We start from the raw sequence: 12904 nt of genomic DNA, 5'->3' as shown, positions 1-12904 counted from the left end.
GCTCCTCAGGATTGCGTGTTTGCTCCGGTATGACGGCCCTAATCGAGGAGCGATTCTACAATTTACATGTTTGGGGATCGCTCGCTGGGTACTCGGCCTGTGACCCTGCAAGCCGATGCTTCAGATGCCGCCCATGCAGAGATATTTCATTTCGAGGTAGTCCTCGAGGCCATGGCGGGAACCCTCCCGCCCGATTCCGGACTGTTTTATCCCACCGAACGGCGCCGCTTCCGAAGACATCCGGCCGGTATTTACCCCCACCATTCCATATTCCAAGGCCTCGGCGACACGCCAGACACGCTTCAGGTTGGACGCATAAAAATAGGCCGCGAGGCCGTAGATCGTTTCATTGGCATCACGCACGACCTGATCGGCATCTTTGAAGTGAATAATCGGTGCGAGCGGCCCGAATGTCTCTTCGCGCGCGACGGTCATCTCGCTGGTGACACCGGTCAGGACCGTTGGTTGGAAAAACGTGCCATTCGTGCCGATGCGTTTACCCCCGCATCGAATCGCGCCGCCTTTAGCTACGGCATCGGCAATATGGGATTCAATCTTGGCCAAAGCCTTCTTGTCGATGAGGGGTCCTATGTCCACTCCGAGCGCGAAACCGTCACCAACTTGAAGTTGGCGAGCCCGTTCAACGAATTTCTCGACGAACTCGTCATGAACGCCCGACTGGAGGTAAAGTCGGTTCGCTGAGACGCAGGTCTGGCCGGCATTGCGGTACTTCGCCTGGATGGCACCATCCACCGCGGCATCGATATCGGCGTCATCGAAGACGATGAAAGGTGCATTGCCGCCGAGCTCTAGGCTGACTTTTTTGATCTGGTCCGAGCACTGGCGCATGAGTAAGCGCCCGATCTCAGTAGACCCGGTGAAGCTGATCTTGCGGACCTTGGGATTTGTGCAAAGTTCGCGGCCGACCGCGTCACCTTCGGATGCGTAGATCAGGTTGACGACGCCTTCGGGAAAGCCTGCCTGATGGGCGAGGGCGAACATTGCTCCAGCCACCAGCGGCGTCTGTTCAGCGGGCTTGAGGACGATCGTGCAGCCCGCCGCCAAGGCTGGCGAGATTTTGCGCGCCACCATCGACACCGGGAAATTCCATGGTGTTATCGTGCCCACGACCCCGATGGGCTGCTTGATCACCAGCATTCGGCGGTCGGCCGATGGTGCGGAGATCGTCTCGCCATAGACGCGATTTGCCTCCTCGGCGTACCATTGCAGATACGCCGCAGCATGCGATATCTCCGACTTGGCTTCCGCAAGCGGCTTGCCCATCTCCGCGGTGAGAATTGCAGCGAGATCGTCGGCGTGGTCGATGATCAACTGATGCCATCGCCATAGAACGTCGCTGCGCTCACGTGTGGTAAACCCTGCCCATCCAGGCTGCGCGACATAGGCCTTGTCGATCGCAGCGCATGTCTCCTCGACACCCATATCGGGTAGTTCTGCCAGCACTTCGCCGGTCGACGGGTTGAGAACCTCAAATGTCCGCTCGCCCATCCGCGTGCCAAGTGCCGGCAGGCGATCGATGGGTCCAAACAGGTCAGGGGATCGCAGGTGACGGATCATCGGCAGGCACAGGGGCAATATCCGATTCCTCCTCAACGCGGCAGGTGTCCATAGCAGGTGCGGTGTGTATTCCGGACGTAAAGGTTCCTTATAGGGCCTCGGCCATACAGCTAGCAGACCACGGTACCCAAGTGGGAGGGAGAATACGCTACAAGACGCCTAGCGGTTCTACTAGTCGGGCTCGACCAGTCGGTTGCGCGGTGGCAGGTCCGGCCCGCGCGCAACCTTGCCATAGGTCTTCGCGGCCAGCGCCTTCACCGTCTCAGGCTCTGCGTCGCCGGCCACCACCAGCACGGCGTTGTTCGGTCGGCGGTATTCGTTGCACATCGTGAACCGATCGGTGCCGTTCAGCTTCTCCATCTCCTGCGTCCAGCCGTTCACCGGAATGCGGTAGGGCTGATTCGGCCGCAACGTCGCGTTGACCTCCTCGTCCACCAGACCTGAGGGTCCGTCTCTCTGCGCCAACGGCGCTCCTCCAGGATCACGTTTCGTCGGTCTCGATATCATCGTCGTTGAGAATGAGGTTGAACATGCGATCGGCCTCGAAGCCCATCATCTCGCCCAAAGCGATTTATAGGCAATGAGGGCGGTATTGTAGCCGCTGACTGAGACGGCTCCGTCGAACTCGCTGTCGGGGCGGTTGGGCGTCGCCCTGAAGATCAGACGCTCGAGGGAAGGGGCAAGTTCCGTTTTGCCCGGTGGCTCGTCGGCGCTGCGGACCTTGTGCCAGATCATGTGAGTGACGATTTGCGCGGGGTCATGTCGACCGTTCCATGCCATCATCGAGCAGGAAATCTTGCCGCCGTCGGTGGCGGCCAGAGCCGGAGCGGTCGTCGCCAGGCCAGGGCGGTGGCAGTGAACGGCTTGCGCAGCCAGGGGGTGATCGATGGCTCCGGTTGGAAAGGCAAGTTTCGAGGCAGTGATTTGTTCCTCATTTTCATGAACGGGCCGCGTCTTCGATCCCGTGGGAGGATCGCGGGCAGGCCGAGCCAGATGAATCATGCGGCCAGGGCTCACTCGAGCCTCATCTTGGGATGAGCCCAGGAGACCGGCGGCGGTGTTCTTGGGGGGATGGTCATTTGGAGGGATTTTCCTTGATCCGCGACGCCTTGCGGACGACCACGCATGCACCGTGCCAGATCAGAAAACATTCGAGGCATGTGGACAAGTCAGTCTGACATGTTGTGCATCCGACATTGTGGGCCATCGAACAGGGCTGAAGGCGACGCGAGCACGGCTGAGAATATCTTCTTCATTGGAAGACGATTGGGCGCGCTGCTGGGGAAGGGGGACGGGATGCGCTTCGAAGGCCGCTGCACCGACGGTCAGAATTGAAATGTTGTCGCTCCAGCGGACCGATGTCCTCGACAGTCAGACCGGGCGGTGCTGAAGGGTAGAGGCGTGAGCAGCGTAGCTAAGTGGGCGCGGACCCAGCTCGCGCGCGAAGACGGACCTGAAAAAAAACGGCGGGTGGCGACATTCGCGAGGCGCTGGAAAACGAGGTCGTAGGACTGGGCGGGAAAAACGATGCCGTTGCTGTCTTCTGGCGTGATGGCCTGCCGCGAGGCGGTTGAACAGTGATGAGTTGCTGCGGAAAGGGGAGTGTTTTCGCGGGACCTTGGTCAACGTAAGAAACAAACGTCGAGCTCGCCTTGGATGGGGGCATGCAGCACATTTGCCGCTGCAGGACAGCAGCACGGAAGCTGTCCGCGCTTGCCGTCGTCCATGGGAACCAAACAGCAGAATTTAGCGGTCGCGATTGATTTCATGTGCATAAAATACCGCCTGGTGCGCTCGGCTGCAAATGCACCCTGGCGAGTGGTCGCTTAGGTCAAGAGCATCGCGTGAGTAACAGCCTTACCCTGCTCAACCTGATGCGCGCTAACCGCCTCGCCGGATTGTGGAACTGCTCGCGGGTGGCTTCTACCACAAACAGCAAGGTCATGAAATCAAGCAGGAAGTCGTCAATCGCTTGGGCGATTGTTTCTGACTTGCCCTTGAACTGGTCCAGCAAAACGCGCGCGCTATCGATCGCTTCCACGCTGGTCGCATCGATCAACCCCTCGACCCTCTTGAAACAATCCAACTCGAAACTCCTTAAGGCGCTCCCAAGGTTTATGCACGAAGGCAGCTCCGTGAACTACCCGGCCTTTTGACCTGGCGGCACGAGCAGCGGTCGGCCTTACGTCCCGCGCCTCCAAACACGAGCCATCGACGTGGCGCTGAGGAGCGTTGGAGGAAATTGGGCGCTTCCGGCCACGCTCGAGCGGTAGTATAGGACACTGCTTGCTGGCGGCTACGCCCACAATGGAGTGCGCCAGCTGATCGGGGCTTAACAATTTTTCGCTTTTTGCTGCGCCCAACTCTCGGCTATGACTCGGACAGGCCTAATGGCCGCCCACGTGCATTGTAGAAGAAGGAACAAGTATATGACGACTGGAACGGTAAAGTGGTTCAACAGCACCAAGGGGTTTGGATTTATCCAGCCCGACAATGGCGGTCCGGATGTTTTCGTCCACATTTCCGCTGTCGAACGCGCGGGCCTCTCGACCCTCGCTGACGGCCAGAAGATCAACTATGAGATCGAGCAGGACCGCCGCACTGGCAAGTCCTCAGCTGGCAGCCTGAGCAAAGCTGGTTGAAATTTTCTCCTGCGAAGTCGCAAGAGTGGGCGTGTAGGCCCGGAAGTGCTCACTGCCGCTCGATAGGGACGAGCAAAAAGTGAGGGCAGCAGATTGCTGCATGGGTCGCGAATTCCTCATGAAACAAGTTGTTGGAAAGGAAGGCGGGGTTGGCCCCGCCTTTTTTATGCGACGGCCAGATTAAGCCGACGGCTGCAACGCTGCAGAAGGAATTTCAATTGCCGCAATCAAGCCGCGACCTTCTTGCGAGTTCGCTTCGTCGGCACCGGCGCTTCCGGCTCTCTCGGCGCTTTCGGTTTGCGGCCGAGCCCCATCGTTTTCGCCAGTGACGAACGCTTCGCGGCGTAGTTCGGCGCCACCATGGGATAATCCACCGGCAGGCCCCATTTGGCCCGATATTCACCCGGCGTCAGCCCATAGTGGGTCGACAGATGGCGCTTTAAAGATTTGAATTTCTTCCCGTCTTCAAGGGAGATGATGTAGTCCGGTGTCACCGACTTCCTGATCGGGACTGCAGGCGTAAGGGCAACCGGCTCTTGTGCAGAGATACCTCCGGCCGTCGCTCTCAGAGCCGCATGCACTTGGCCGATGAGGGCAGGGAGATCCCCCACCGGGATCGGATTGTTGGACACGTAGGCCGACACGACATCGGCGGCAAGCTCAATGAGGGTGTCGACGTTTTTTCCGGCTTCTTCTGTCATGAAACTCTCCAGGCGGTGAAACATAGTCAGCGAAGCGTCGCTTCATAGGGCCGGTTGCCGCTGAAAGCAACAATGTCTCTGACTGCGTTATTGCCAATGCTCGTCCAGAAGCGACATCGATGCGCCATATTTCGCGGCGTGACCGCTGAGCCACTCGTTGTTGGCGACCCTGCCGAGGTGCGTGGCGCGTGCCGCTCTAACTTAGCGCCGAAGTCGCTAGTAGCCTCGAGGCTAAGCGCGCTGTTTTTGTCTCGCTTTGCTTCTTTGGACTGTGAAATCGAGCGATAGTGGTCGCTTGATGGTGGGCGTCAGGGACGATGGAACAAACGTTCATTGGCAATGGCCAAAGTGATGTAAGTTCATCGCCGGTGAGCCACTCTTGCAAAGGGGCTGGGAACCGCCGCTGATAAACCTAGGACATCAATGTATTTCGAGGCGTTTCTTAGCCGGTCCTGAAGAGGCGGCAATGGCTGCGGATGACACCTGTTCCACGATATCAAACAGCGCGGCGACCGGCAGCTTCTCGAATCTGGAGCGGCTTCTCGCAAGTTGGCGCCGCGCCGAGAGGCCGGGCAAGGACAGTGAGCCGCCTGCATCAATCATACGCATCAACCAGCCAGCGACGCGTCCTCATACAGAATGCCGCGACCGGCCGTGTGATCTCGCCGGTAGTCGCCGAGGCCCTCTGCATCAAGCCTCCGGATGTGCTGACGATCAACCAGGCCAGAAGGGTCGACGTCCTGAAGCAGGGATGACATGAGTTTGCCACTATGCGCAGGCTTGCCTTGCCCTTCCGCGGCATTTTGCGGGGCCTGTGAGTTGGGCAAGCTCGGCACTTCGATCGACTTGGCGTCACCCGGCTCATCGCCATCACGCGTTTCGGTCTGGTCCTACGCCGTGACGTTGACTCCGTTCGCGATGCCATTGAACTGCCGTGGAGAACGGCCGAGGCGGAAGGGCTGATGAACCGCCTGAAGACGATCAAACGTACCATTAGGCAGCGCCGGCTGCGAACTCCTTAGGCACGCATGCTGCCACTCAGCCGGCCTAATCACCACACGAAGCGAGGAAGAACCTGGTCAAGTGCAAAGCGACAATTGCCTCGACAGCAGGTCCCGGAAGGTTTATGCTGCCCGATGTTACCGCAATCCTGGATGGCGATTGAGTACCTTCACGAGTGAAGGGAGTGGAACTGCTTTGTCGGCCAAATTGTTGACGGAACGCCCGGCGCCCATTGTTGCTACATGTCTAGATTCTTGGGGCGTTTTGGATGATGCAATCCACCACCTCACTCCAAAGGGCAGTGGAATCTGGAACAATGTCGCTTTTGTACGCACGACATCCTTCGTGCCCGATTGGCATATTGTCTTTAACTCTGCTTCTCTTTTTGGGCTCCCTGTTGATATCGAGGCGAGCCCCAACAGGACAATTTTTGCAATCGGCGAACCGCCGACGAAAGCTCATCGTGCATTTCATGAAGGGCAGGGGAAAAATACTATCGTCCTGACGTCTGACGCAGAGTTGGTTGCTCGGCAGAATGCAGCTCGCCGATTCGTTTTGTCTCCACCGATCACTCGGTCTTGGTCTGTAAACAAGACATATGACCAACTTCTGGTCAGCGAAGTCATGGATAAGCCACTTCGGCTCTCATGGATTACCAGTAACATCGCCCTGCTTAAAGGACATCGGTATCGGCTGGCGTTTCTGGAACGGCTAAGAAAGGAGCTCGATTTTGACCTGTTCGGCCGAGGTTTTCGGCTGATTGGAGATAAATGGAACGCACTCGCACCTTATCGCTACAGTATAGCGTTCGAGAATACTCGTGCTGATTACTATTTTACAGAGAAGCTTATGGACTGCTTCGTCGCTGAAACAATGCCGATCTATTACGGCAGCCCGGCAATCACGAGGTTCTTCCCTTCGGACTCTATGGTTCTGATTGACCCAGAGGACAAGAACGTAATCCAAAAAATTCAAGAAATTATCAACTCAGACCTCTGGAAGGAACGTCGCGGCGCAATAAGAGAGGCGAAGCGGCTAGTCCTCGAGAAATACAATACGTTTGCCTATCTCGCGGGCTTCATCGAAAGCGTTCAGGATAAACCCTTACCGCCAGAAATTATACACATCGAATCGCCTGAAGTTGATTTTTCGATAGACGAATGAAGTACTCCAGCGCTCGCTCCGCGTGCCCGGCGGTTGGTGGTCTCACGAGATCGGTGCGGAACGCCCGGCGGAGAATGCCTGCTGCGCAAACGGGCCGGCACGGGCGCACAAGGTCATGCGCCCCGGCTGCCGCTAATCAGACGAACTGGGGAAGGCCAGGAACGGAATTGAGGACCTCGTCCACGAGTTCGTCGCCGGCATGTTCCTTGGCGCAGGCGATCGTCTCGTTGGCGAGGGCGGCGATCTTTGCCATGCTGAGACCCTCACTCATCAATTGCTGCCCGAGCCCCATAAGGCCGCCACCCTCTGGGTCGTCCCCATGATACTTCGCTACTAATTCCGAAGCTCCCGGAATGGCCTCGATCATGCGCGCGCCGGGACCGTCGGCCGCGTGGCTCCGCAGGAAACCCAGCATTAACCCAACGGCCTTCTCTGCGACAGCCGGGCCGATGCTGGCACCAGTGGCGATGCGCGGTAAGATTTCTTCCATGCAGGGTCTCTCTCTCTTTGATTACGTTTACAAGGGGCCGGTCCGGCGCCCCGCGCCTTTGGCCGAACCACAATTGAACTCCACAAAATAGGCCAGCGGAGGTGCTATTGCGCCTAAAACCGCCTCTGTCAACGCAAGCTGCGTCGGACGTGCGTGTTTCCCAAACCGAAGATCATTCCAATTCACTTCATTACGCACTGGCAACCGCACAGTTTGCCGTGGCTCGCTTATGAGCCAATGCCCCGCGCCCGTCAAATGATGACGACAACATGGTCATCGCCTAGGATCTGTGGATCAAGGTGTGAGGCAGTTGCAGCGGGTGGACCTGCTCAAGCGCCGCGCCATCCTCGCGTGATGGGATGTTCGTAGAAGCGGAGCTATATGCCGGTGTGACGATCGATGAAGGCAGAACGGCTATTCCGCTACGACCTCCATACTGTCGCATAGACCGTCGCTGCTTAGGTATTGAAACCGCCATCGCTGGTGACATCACAATGTGCAGTCGGCGGGTGTCGACAAGGCCGATTCACGCAATCAGCAGGTCAGGAGGAACGAATGAACCCTGACGTTTCAGAAGCTCACTTTTCGCGAGGCGTGCAGCGCACATCGTGCAAGAGATTGCCAGTCTTGCGGATGCTGTCGACTTTCTCAACCTTGGCTGGAAGATCGCAGTGACCGAATCTACGAAGCCGCCCTCAGGGCGTGCTTTGATGCATAAAACCGGTTGCCAACCAGGGATACTCCTCCTCCCTGAAGTCCAATCGAGAAGAGCGATCACTTCCAAGAGGGTCCCAGCTCAGCTGCGAAAACAGGTGTGAGACCCCGTCCTCTCCCTCAAGCTGATCTAGCTCAGGGCGTTCATGAGCCGCAGATCGCATAATGGCTGCGTGGACGACGCAGGAAGACCAATTATGAAAATCCTATTCAGTACGATGGCTGTCACCTTGCTGGCACCCACCGCCTTTGCTGCGGATTGGATCCCCACCGACCTCAGAGATACGGCATTGGCCACCTTCACGGCTTTGCCATCCACCACGCCGACAGTCGCCAATAACCCGATCACCCCGGAAAAGATCGCTCTCGGCAAGGCACTGTTCTTCGATCCACGCGTCTCCGCGTCAGGCGTCTTGTCGTGCAATTCATGCCACAACCTGGCCACCGGCGGCGACGACAATCACGAAACCTCGATTGGCCATGGTTGGCAGAAGGGACAGCGCAACGCGCCGACTGTACTGAACGCTGTCTTCAACATCGCCCAGTTCTGGGATGGTCGTGCCGAAGACCTGAAGGCTCAGGCGAAGGGACCGGTCCAAGCCGGGATCGAAATGGCCAATACACCGGGCCAACTCATCGCCACTCTCAAGTCCATGCCGCAATATGTCGAGTGGTTCGATGCAGCTTTTCCGGCTGAAGCCGATCGGGTCACCTTCGACAACTTCGCCAAGGCGATCGAAGCCTTCGAGGCGACACTCGTCACACCTGCCCCGTTCGACAGCTTCCTGAATGGTGATGAGGTTGCCATGACTTCCGAACAGAAACAGGGCCTGGTGCTTTTCATGGACAAAGGCTGCTCGTCCTGCCATGCCGGCATCAACGTTGGTGGGCAAGCCTATTACCCATTCGGCCTCATGGAACGGCCCAGCGCCGAAGTCCTGCCGGACAAAGACAAGGGCCGATTTGAGGTCACCAATGCAGCCGACGATTCCTATGTCTTCCGCGTGGCGCCGCTGCGCAACGTTGCACTCACCGCGCCATACTTTCATTCGGGCAAGGTTTGGGATCTGAAACAGGCCGTCGCCATTATGGGGACCACCCAGCTCGGCGTAGTACTGGCGGACGAAGAAGTTGACCTGCTTGTTGCCTTCCTCAACTCGCTGACCGGAGAGGCACCTGACGTCGCCTATCCCATCTTACCCTCAGAAACGGCGACAACGCCCCGGCCTGTAACGCAGATCTCAGGAAAATAAGGGCCAACTGGCTGCGGACTCGCAATCGAAAATGATTGGCGATTTTTACTTGGCGACACGAATTGCGACGTCCATCTCCGAATTGGCGGGACGCTAGCGATACCCGAACCCTGCCACCTCGCCCGTAGTCTGCGCGATCAACTGGGGGCGGACAGACGCAGCACCATATATTGTCGCTGCCTGAGCGAACGCGCCAAGCAGTCTACTTTGAGAAACGACGCGTGTCCGATTTGTTCGAGGCGCGGGGCCTGTATGTCCCCAAGGAACCGATATTATAGCGTAGTGCCACATTTATATTTCTGCGGGATTAAGACACGTGCCGTAGGGAAATTGCACATTTGCGCCGAGTGGCTCATTTCCAGGAGTGTGATCGGTTTGGCATATTCCCGGCCGACATCCGCCAGCCGGCAACTCCCCACACGGTGAGGAAGAGAAGCCTCACGCCTGCACTTTCTGCCGGAGCGCGCGTGCTGCAGCGACCATGTTAATGAGGGCAGGGCGGACCTCCTCCCATTTGCGTGTTTTGAGGCCACAGTCCGGGTTTATCCACAGTTGGCCGTCGGACAGTCGCTCGCGGGCAAGCATGACTAAGTCCGAAATCTCGCCGACTTCCGGGACGCGTGGTGAGTGAATATCATAGACGCCAGGACCGATTTCGTTCGGATATTTGGAGCTCGTGAAGGCGTCCAACAGTTCCATCTTCGAGCGCGACGTCTCAATCGAAATGACATCCGCATCCATTCCAGCGATCGCGTGAATGATCTCGTTGAACTCCGAATAGCACATGTGGGTATGAATTTGAGTCGCGTCCTTTACACCCGTTGAAGCGATCCGGAAACATTCGACAGCCCAGTCGAGATAGACTTTCCAGTCAGATTGGCGCAGTGGCAATCCTTCGCGAAACGCGGCCTCATCGATCTGGACCATCCTTGCGCCGGATCTTTCGAGATCCGTCACTTCGTCGCGGATGGCGAGCGCGATCTGGCGGCAGGCTTCGGAGCGGGGTACGTCGTCGCGAACAAAAGACCAGTTGAGAATGGTGACTGGGCCTGTGAGCATTCCCTTCACGGGCTTTTCCGTAAGCGACTGGGCGAATTGCCACCAGCGCACTGTCATCGGATTGCGCCTCGATACGTCGCCGAAAATGATGGGGGGACGCACGTAGCGCGACCCATAGCTTTGTACCCAGGCATGCTGGGTGAGCGCGAAGCCGGACAACTGCTCGCCGAAATGCTGTACCATGTCGTTTCGCTCGAACTCACCATGCACCAGCACGTCCAGCCCGATCTCTTCCTGTCAGCGAATTGCAGCCTCGATCTCCTTCTTCAGGAACGTCTCATAGTCGACATAGCTCAGCTGGCCCTTCGCATGAGCGGCCCGCGCCTTGCGTACCTGCGGCGTCTGCGGGAAGGACCCGATGGTCGTCGTCGGGAACGGCGGCAGCCCGAGTGAGCCGGCCTGGACTCTGGAGCGCTCGCCAAAAGCGCTCTCTCGTCGCTTCGCGCTGTCCTCAATGCTAGCGATCGGCCCCTGAACAAGCGGGTCATGGATCCTCGTGGATGTCACGCGCGTGGCGGCAGCCTCGGCAGACGCTTTCAACGCGCCTGCCACCGCATCCCTGCCTTGGGACAGGGCCCGGGCCAGCAAGACCAGCTCGTCGGTCTTCTGGGCCGCGAAGGCGAGCCACGACCTGATGTCCGCGTCGAGTTCCGTCTCCATGCGCAGATCAATCGGCACATGCAGCATCGAGCAAGAAGGCGCGATCTCGACGCGGTCCAAGGGCCAGCCGGCGACGATCGGTTTGATGCGGTCGAGAATGGCGGGCAGGTTCGCACGCCAGACGTTGCGGCCATCGATCAAGCCAAGCGAGAGCACCAGATCCTTCGGAGCGAGCCGAGCCACCGTTTCCAGCTGCTCGGGAGCGCGCACGAGATCAATATGCAGGCCGGCCAGGGGCAGAGAAATCGCGGTTTCGAGATTGTCTCCCAGCGACCCGAAATACGTAGCCAGCATGATCTTCAGCTCGGGCGCGGCTTTCGACAGCTGGCCATAGGCGAATTCGAACGCAGCTCGTTCGTTCGGGTTCAGATCGAGGACAAGCGCTGGCTCATCGATCTGCACCCAGTCGGCTCCCGACAGCTTCAGCCTCTCCAGAAGCTGCTCGTAAACCGGCAGCAGCCGCGGTAGGAGCGCGATGGGACCGAACCCCTCGGCAGGCGATTTCGCCAGCTTGAGGAAGGTGATGGGTCCAAGGATGACTGGGCGTGTGTGAATGCCGAGAGCTTTAGCCTCGAGGAAGTAATCGACCGGCTTCGATGACGAGAGGGCGAACGTCTGATCATCATCGAGTTCCGGCACAATGTAGTGGTAGTTGGTGTCAAACCACTTGGTCATTTCCATCGCGGTTACACCAGGTCCATGAGCCTCCTCCTGGTAACCAGCGTGTCCACAATCCTCCGTCTGACCCTGGTTGCCGCGCGCCATTGCGAAGTAGATGTCAAGTGGGACCTCGCCGCTATTCCAGCCGTAACGGGATGGAACGGCCCCGACCATGGCTGCGGTGTCGAGCACATGGTCGTAAAGCGAGAAGTCGTTCGACGGGATTTTCGACACGCCGCGATCGCGCTGCTCTTCCCAGCTAGCGGCACGGAGCGCCTTCGACGTCGTGAGAAGGTCGCCAGCGGACGATGTTCCGGACCAGTAGCTTTCAAGCGCGAATTTCAGTTCTCGCCGACGACCGAAGCGCGGCACGCCGAGCGTTGCTACAGGAATTTGCTGAGAGACAGTCATGTCATACCCCGATGATTGGGGCGTCGGTGACAAGGAAGGCGCTAGCAGGCCGGCATCAACGCCGGGTTGCAGCGGCCACCGAGACACCCCGCCCGTGGACGTAATTCGCGTGGCAGGTCTCCTGGCTCGCGGGGTCATAGCCTCTACCCGTCTTCCTGAGGGTATTCGCCTCAGTGACGTGATTGGGGTTGGCTCGCCGCTAACAGTTGCGGGGGCAGCGCCGGCATCGCACCGGCTTCCCTCTTAGCTCCGCTGCGGCAGCGCCGCACGCGAGAACCACGACACGCAGACAATCACAGCAGTTCGCTCTCTTGTCAATGACGCATAACGAAATGTTTATGTCGTTATGTGATCGCGCTTTTACGCCTTTGTCTAGCATTGTGAAATATTCAGTCTGCTGCCCGCATTCGGCATCGTGGGACGTGATCGCAAGTCAAGTCCGACGGACGCCGCGAGTTCTCCGTTACCTCAGGAACCTTACTGGCCTTCCCCAAGCTGAGCTTCTGAAAATGCTGGTGACGATCTGGATGACGGTGAATGCCGTCATGGCAAGCACGCCTTGCACCGCTC

The 12904-nt window shown here is 58.3% G+C and carries 9 protein-coding genes, 1 pseudogene and 1 riboswitch; of the genes and pseudogenes, 3 read left to right on the top strand and 7 right to left on the bottom strand.

Features of this window, described 5'->3' with window-relative positions:
* Positions 1-120 precede the first annotated feature (120 nt).
* The 4 genes from NKI31_RS28085 to NKI31_RS28070 all read right to left on the bottom strand — a co-directional run bounded on the left by NKI31_RS28085 (position 121) and on the right by NKI31_RS28070 (position 3664).
* On the bottom strand, positions 121-1578 hold the full coding sequence (locus tag NKI31_RS28085; protein WP_502899208.1) for an NAD-dependent succinate-semialdehyde dehydrogenase: 1458 nt from the start codon (positions 1576-1578) through the stop codon (positions 121-123).
* Positions 1579-1749: 171 nt separating this feature from the next.
* Positions 1750-2043, bottom strand: coding sequence for an insulinase family protein (locus NKI31_RS28080; RefSeq protein ID WP_352653118.1), 294 nt, complete (start codon positions 2041-2043; stop codon positions 1750-1752).
* Positions 2044-2130: 87 nt separating this feature from the next.
* The gene (locus NKI31_RS28075; RefSeq protein ID WP_352653117.1) at positions 2131-2580 is read right to left on the bottom strand and encodes a hypothetical protein; all 450 of its coding nucleotides are present in this window, start codon (positions 2578-2580) and stop codon (positions 2131-2133) included.
* Positions 2581-3409: 829 nt separating this feature from the next.
* Entirely contained in the window at positions 3410-3664 is a 255-nt protein-coding gene (locus tag NKI31_RS28070; RefSeq protein WP_352653116.1) for a hypothetical protein, read from the bottom strand.
* A 343-nt stretch (positions 3665-4007) separates the two neighbouring features.
* Here NKI31_RS28070 and NKI31_RS28065 point away from each other — a divergent pair, with 343 nt between their 5' ends.
* Complete coding sequence (locus tag NKI31_RS28065) at positions 4008-4220, top strand: cold-shock protein (protein WP_023671852.1); 213 nt, start codon at positions 4008-4010, stop codon at positions 4218-4220.
* 227 nt (positions 4221-4447) lie between these two features.
* Here NKI31_RS28065 and NKI31_RS28060 read toward each other — a convergent pair whose 3' ends face one another.
* On the bottom strand, positions 4448-4921 hold the full coding sequence (locus tag NKI31_RS28060; protein WP_023693512.1) for a Ros/MucR family transcriptional regulator: 474 nt from the start codon (positions 4919-4921) through the stop codon (positions 4448-4450).
* A gap of 1161 nt (positions 4922-6082) precedes the next feature.
* Between NKI31_RS28060 and NKI31_RS28055 the strand changes: the two genes are divergently transcribed.
* Positions 6083-7087, top strand: a complete 1005-nt coding sequence (locus NKI31_RS28055; protein WP_155924293.1) for a glycosyltransferase family 10 domain-containing protein — start codon at positions 6083-6085, stop codon at positions 7085-7087.
* A gap of 136 nt (positions 7088-7223) precedes the next feature.
* Here the strand turns inward: NKI31_RS28055 and NKI31_RS28050 are convergent, their stop codons facing one another.
* A complete protein-coding gene (locus NKI31_RS28050) occupies positions 7224-7577 on the bottom strand; it encodes a hypothetical protein (RefSeq protein WP_352653114.1) in 354 nt (117 codons plus the stop codon).
* 911 nt (positions 7578-8488) lie between these two features.
* Between NKI31_RS28050 and NKI31_RS28045 the strand changes: the two genes are divergently transcribed.
* Complete coding sequence (locus NKI31_RS28045) at positions 8489-9544, top strand: cytochrome-c peroxidase (protein ID WP_352653113.1); 1056 nt, start codon at positions 8489-8491, stop codon at positions 9542-9544.
* A 438-nt stretch (positions 9545-9982) separates the two neighbouring features.
* Here the strand turns inward: NKI31_RS28045 and metE are convergent.
* Positions 9983-12334: pseudogene (gene metE, locus NKI31_RS28040) on the bottom strand (5-methyltetrahydropteroyltriglutamate--homocysteine S-methyltransferase).
* A 94-nt stretch (positions 12335-12428) separates the two neighbouring features.
* Positions 12429-12630: riboswitch (cobalamin riboswitch) on the bottom strand.
* Positions 12631-12904 lie beyond the last annotated feature (274 nt).

The organism is Mesorhizobium sp. M0659, from assembly GCF_040320605.1.
In the GTDB taxonomy this organism is placed as follows: Bacteria; Pseudomonadota; Alphaproteobacteria; order Rhizobiales; family Rhizobiaceae; genus Mesorhizobium.
This window is presented reverse-complemented; position numbering and strand designations above follow the sequence as displayed.

Bases quoted from the DNA above. Each gene is read 5' to 3' on its own strand.
- NKI31_RS28085 (WP_502899208.1), bottom strand. From the start codon at position 1,578: ATGATCCGTCACCTGCGATCCCCTGACCTGTTTGGACCCATCGATCGC.
- NKI31_RS28075 (WP_352653117.1), bottom strand. From the start codon at position 2,580: ATGATTCATCTGGCTCGGCCTGCCCGCGATCCTCCCACGGGATCGAAG.
- NKI31_RS28065 (WP_023671852.1), top strand. From the start codon at position 4,008: ATGACGACTGGAACGGTAAAGTGGTTCAACAGCACCAAGGGGTTTGGA.
- NKI31_RS28060 (WP_023693512.1), bottom strand. From the start codon at position 4,921: ATGACAGAAGAAGCCGGAAAAAACGTCGACACCCTCATTGAGCTTGCC.
- NKI31_RS28050 (WP_352653114.1), bottom strand. From the start codon at position 7,577: ATGGAAGAAATCTTACCGCGCATCGCCACTGGTGCCAGCATCGGCCCG.
- NKI31_RS28045 (WP_352653113.1), top strand. From the start codon at position 8,489: ATGAAAATCCTATTCAGTACGATGGCTGTCACCTTGCTGGCACCCACC.